This window comes from Coleofasciculus sp. (assembly GCF_046539235.1).
GTDB lineage: Bacteria > Cyanobacteriota > Cyanobacteriia > Cyanobacteriales > Coleofasciculaceae > Coleofasciculus.
On record NZ_JBKHHI010000436.1, the window covers coordinates 1 to 5,338 of the forward strand.

A 5,338-nucleotide genomic window follows, 5' to 3' on the forward strand; every position below is an offset into this window, starting at 1 on the left:
GCAATAGGGACTAAACTTAAAATAACCTGTTCATCTTGACTAATAGCTTGGTTAAATGCCCGAATCGCGGCGGTATTTTTATCTTGAATCTGAGAATCTGCAACTCGTCCCCCCCACAAGACATTATCAATAGCAATTAAACCCCCCGGACGAATTAATTGCAGCGTTCGCTCATAATATGCCAGATAATTTACTTTATCGGCATCGATAAACGCAAAATCAAAACTTCCCGCTTGCCCTGCAGCTAATAAATCGTCTAATGTTTCCAAAGCAGGCGCTAATCGCAAATCTATTTTATCCGATACTCCGGCGGCGTCCCAATAACGGCGGGCAATGGCGGTATAGTCTTCACTCACATCACAGGCGAAAATCTTGCCATCCTCTGGTAAGGCTAAGGCGACGGATAAAGCACTGTAGCCTGTAAAAACGCCAATTTCTAAGGTTTTCTTGGCACCCATAAGCTGAACCAACAATGCCATAAACTGCCCTTGTTCCGGGGCGATTTGCATGGCGCTATCTGGATGGGTGGCGGTTTCTTGCCGTAATTTTTGCAGGATATCGGGTTCTCGTAAGGACACCGATAATAGGTATTTATACAGTGGAGTATCTAAACCGAGGGTTTTATTAGACATAGGCAATAGGGAACAGGGAATAGGAAGCTGGGGAAGCCATGTAGAGACGTAGCATGCTACGTCTGGGAGCTGGGTTCGTAGTAGGCACGAAGCGTGCCAGAAGCGAAGACAGCGCTTACTACAAACTCTAAAGTCAGTGACATTCGACTTAAGGGCGTAGCCGCGATCGCAGGATGCAGATATTGATAGCTATCTAATCCAACTTTATCCTGTTGACCTTTTAGCACATTTTCCAATATGTGCCAATCTACCTAAGGGTCAAGTCAGGGCGGGTTTAGTTATAGTTGGGTGAGGTAAGACATGATAGTAGTGAAACCCGCCCCTACACCCCTCAACATTCAAATCCTAGCCACTTTAGCGACAAATGGAACCACAAACCTACGCCCAACTTCAACAACGACAACAATTCCTAGAGAGTCTTTATCAAGGCGTTGCCCATCCTATCATGGTAATTGGTGTTTTACCCTCTGGTGAATTTCGTTTCGTGGAGATGAATCCCGCATCTGAACGATGGATGGGTAAAGGTTTAGAGGAGGTAAAAGACAAGTCACCGGAACAGATTTTTCCGGCGACTGAAGCTACCACTATCGTGGATAACTATACCCGATGCGTTCAGGAGGGACGTCCGATTGTCTATGAAACCTATTGCCAATCTCAAGACAGTTGGTGGTTAACCACGCTCACACCTTTGTATAATCAAGAGTCACAGATTTATCGGTTAATTAGTAGTAGTCTGGATAGTACAGAACGCAGAAAAGCAGAAGTTAATCTCTCTCAATTCTTCAACAAAATACTGATATCTAACCTGAATCAGCGCACCCTGGATTTACGTCACACCAGTCAAAAACTGGTCGAAGAAATTAAATCTTGTCAGCGCATCAATACTAAATTAAAAGAAAGTGAACAAAACTTGCGCCAAATTGCGGAAACCCTTCGGGAAGTCTTATTTATCCGCACGGTTGACCAGATGATTTATGTCAGTCCGGCTTACGAAAAAATCTGGGGACTCTCTTGTGAGTCTCTCTATCAACAGCCAAATTCTTGGCAAGATGTGATTCATCCAGACGATCGCGATCGCGTAATTACCGAATGGCAAAATCACGTCTGGGAAAAACCCTTCGAGCAAGAATATCGGATTATTCAACCCAATGGTGAACAGCGTTGGATTTGGGCGCGTACTTTGCCGATTCTCGATGATTCGGGACAGGTTAATCGCAATGTAGGAATTGCTGAAGATATCACCGATCGCAAGCAAGTTGAGGAAAATTTACGCCAAAGTCAAGCTAAACTTGCTGAAGCAGAAGAATTGGCTCATCTGGGTCATTGGCATTACGATATGGCGACTCATAAAATTACTTGGTCAGCCGAAACATTCCGGATTTTTGGTCGAGATCCGCACCAAGGTGAACCAACTTATGCACAACTGGTACACCAGATTACTCATCCAGATGACCGCAAGTATTTTAGCCAAACGGTTGCCTATAGTATTCAACATAAGCAACCCTATAAATTAGACTATCGACTGGTTCGTCCCGATGGTTCAATTCGCCACATTTTCGCTAAAGGGAAACCGATTTTAAACTCACGCCATCAGATAATTGGTATATTTGGTACAATTCTCGATATCACAAATCTCAAGAAAACCGAAGCTGCATTACGCAAAAGTGAAGAAACATTCCGTCAGTTTGCTGAGAATATTCGGGATGTATTCTGGATGACAAATCCAGAAAAGACGGAAAATATTTATATTAGTCCAGCTTACGAAAAAATTTTTGGCAAATCCTGTGATTCTTGGTATAATGATTGCCTATCATGGTTGGATACGGTTCACCCTGATGATCGCGATCGCATTGTCAGCGCCATTCCTAAAGAGGTACTCGGTGAGTTTGACAAAGAGTATCGCATCGTGCAACCCAATGGGGAAATGCGTTGGATTCGCGATCGCGCCTTTCCCATCTACAATGAACAGGGTAAGATGTACCGCATTGCCGGAATTGCTCAGGATATCACCGAGCGTAAACAAACAGAACTTGCCTTACAAAAAAGTGAGCAAAGATTCCGACAAATTTTTGATCATGCTCCCATTGGCATGTCCCTGATCAACTTTCATACCCATCAGTTTATTCAAGTCAATCCTGCTTATTATCAAATGCTGGGATATTCTGAGTCAGAAATCATGTCGCTTACCTTTGATGCTTTTACCCATCCCGATGACTTAGGATGTGATTTACACTACATGAAACAAATTGACCAGGGGGAAATCGATAGTTTCCGGATGCAGAAGCGCTATTTTAACAAGAATGGTGAGATTGTCTGGACTAATCTAACCGTTGCTGTGCTGCGCGACTTGATTGGTGAACCTGTATTTTGTGTTGCCATGATCGAAGATATCACACAACACAAGCAGGCAGAGACTCAAATCAAAGCCTCCTTAATCGAAAAAGAAACCCTACTCAAAGAAATTCATCATCGAGTCAAGAATAATCTGCAAATTATATCCAGCTTGCTGCGCTTACAGGCAAGGAAACTAAAAGCACCCGAAATCTTAGAACTTTTGCAAGAAAGTCAAAATCGAGTGCAGGCAATGGCATTGATTCATGAAAAACTCTATCATGCCGAGAATTTATCCCAGATTAACTTTGGTGCTTATATCCAAAGTCTAGTTGACTCTCTCTCTCGCTGCTATGGAGCCAAGCAACAAGGGATTAACTTTAATCTGGCGATTGCTCCCATCTCGCTATCAATTGATACCGCTATTCCTTGCGGGTTAATTATTAATGAATTAGTATCCAATTCCCTAAAATATGCCTTTCCCGACTCCCGCAATGGTGAAATTTGCATCACTCTCCAGACGATAAAAGGAACTGATGAAGCCGAGGCGGAGGTTCAGGCGGACAACTTAACCAACGCTACTTCAGACTCTCTATCCTCTGTTGAGCCTGAACAATTATGCTTGACCATCTGTGATAATGGCATTGGTTTCCCTGATGACTTGGATTTCACGCACACCTCATCCCTAGGCTTACAGCTTGTGTGTCGGTTGACTAAGCAACTCAACGGTGAGATAACACTCGATCGCAATCAGGGAAATCGATTTATAATTGTTTTTAGCCTTAACCATAATTGCTCCTTCTCATAAACAAATTTTAACTTTTTGGCATCGAGCCAGGTATGTATCCTAAAATACATAATTAGTTTTGGATATATCAATAAAATTTATTTATATATTAGCGAGGATATAAACTTGTCTAGGAGGAGCAACGCTGAGTTAACTTAACCCACTTTTGACTAACAAGGAAGCAATCATCATGATATCTAGTGCAAGACTGCTGATTGTAGAAGACGAAGAAATAGTGGCGTTTGATATTGAAACCACTTTGCAGACATTAGGGTATGAAGTTGTGGGGATAGTGACGACGGGAGAAGAGGCGATCGCCACAGCGACTCAAACCAAACCCGATTTAGTTCTCATGGATATCCGACTCCCCGGAAAACTGGATGGAGTTGAAGCTGCCAAGGAAATTAGTCAACGTCTGAATATTCCCGTCGTCTATCTTACTGCCCATGCTGATCAGCCTACCTTAGATCGAGCTAAAATAACAGCCCCCTTCGGTTATCTGCTCAAACCCTTCCAAGAAAACGAACTAGAAACCACGATTGAAATTGCCCTCTCACGTCATCAGTCTGAAGAACGGCTGCGGTTAGCCTTAGCTAAAGAAAAAGAATTAAACCAACTGAAAACGCAGTTTATCGCCATCACCTCCCATGAATTCCGCACGCCCCTCACCACAATTAGTTCCTCCAACGATCTGCTCGAACGCTATTGTCGGGATAGTATGGATGCTAAAAAAGAAAAGCATTTGCGGCAAATTAAACTATCCGTAAACCAGATGATCCAGTTGTTAGATGATGTTTTACTGATTGGTAGAGCCGAGTCGGGAAAAGTTGAGCTTCAACCCATTCCCATCGATTTAGTTGAATTCTGTCATAACTTAGTTGAAGAAATCCAGACCAATGCTGGAGAAAAGTACCAAATTATCTTTACGCATCAAGGTAAATTCACCGAGACTTGTCTGGATATTAATCTATTGCGCCCTATCCTCTCTAATTTACTAGCAAATGCGGTAAAATACTCCCCGCAAGGTGGCGTCGTCACGTTTAATTTATTCAGGAACGATACAACGATCACGTTCCAGATTAAAGACAGTGGAATTGGCATTCCCCCAGAGGCACAAAAGTACCTGTTTGAATCCTTCCATCGTGCCAGCAATGTCGGCACAATTAAAGGAACAGGCTTAGGACTTTCCATCGTCAAGCGCTGTGTGGACATTCATGGCGGTGAAATTAGCGTAGACAGTGAAGTTAATGTCGGCACAACATTTACCGTTACCTTACCGATAGTTTTGATGGTTGATGGTTGATGGTTGACCCATACCTTTGATGGAACCGGGTGTCTGTGTAGGGGCGGGTTTCACTATTATCGTTTTTCACTTCACCCAGATGTAACTAAACCCGCCCAGACCGCACAACCTTTACCGTGACATCACCGTTGAAATAGTGTTGATTGTTGATGATTGATGGTTGACCAGAAAATTGATAGGTTGATCTTAGGCAATGGTTCATGTCAATTTTTCTGGGTTTTTCTGATACATGATCCAGGGCGACCCGATAAATTTTATAGGTCAATTGTGTCCATTTTTGCAGCG

At 43.0% G+C, this 5,338-nt stretch carries 5 protein-coding genes; 2 read left to right on the forward strand and 3 right to left on the reverse strand.

Annotated elements, in window-relative coordinates; all coding sequences use genetic code 11:
* Together ACLFWI_RS26110 and ACLFWI_RS26115 are read right to left on the reverse strand one after the other, a co-directional pair.
* On the reverse strand, positions 1-632 hold a 632-nt coding region (locus ACLFWI_RS26110; RefSeq protein WP_446415344.1), incomplete at its 3' end, for a class I SAM-dependent methyltransferase.
* A 56-nt stretch (positions 633-688) separates the two neighbouring features.
* A complete protein-coding gene (locus ACLFWI_RS26115) occupies positions 689-859 on the reverse strand; it encodes a hypothetical protein (RefSeq protein ID WP_446408911.1) in 171 nt (56 codons plus the stop codon).
* A gap of 137 nt (positions 860-996) precedes the next feature.
* On the opposite strand from ACLFWI_RS26115, the gene ACLFWI_RS26120 reads away from it, so the two are divergent.
* Entirely contained in the window at positions 997-3,771 is a 2,775-nt protein-coding gene (locus tag ACLFWI_RS26120; protein ID WP_446415345.1) for a PAS domain-containing protein, read from the forward strand.
* A 169-nt stretch (positions 3,772-3,940) separates the two neighbouring features.
* A complete protein-coding gene (locus ACLFWI_RS26125) occupies positions 3,941-5,053 on the forward strand; it encodes a hybrid sensor histidine kinase/response regulator (RefSeq protein WP_446415346.1) in 1,113 nt (370 codons plus the stop codon).
* A gap of 85 nt (positions 5,054-5,138) precedes the next feature.
* Here ACLFWI_RS26125 and ACLFWI_RS26130 read toward each other — a convergent pair.
* The coding region (locus tag ACLFWI_RS26130) for a hypothetical protein (protein ID WP_446415347.1) at positions 5,139-5,338 on the reverse strand (200 nt) is incomplete at its 5' end.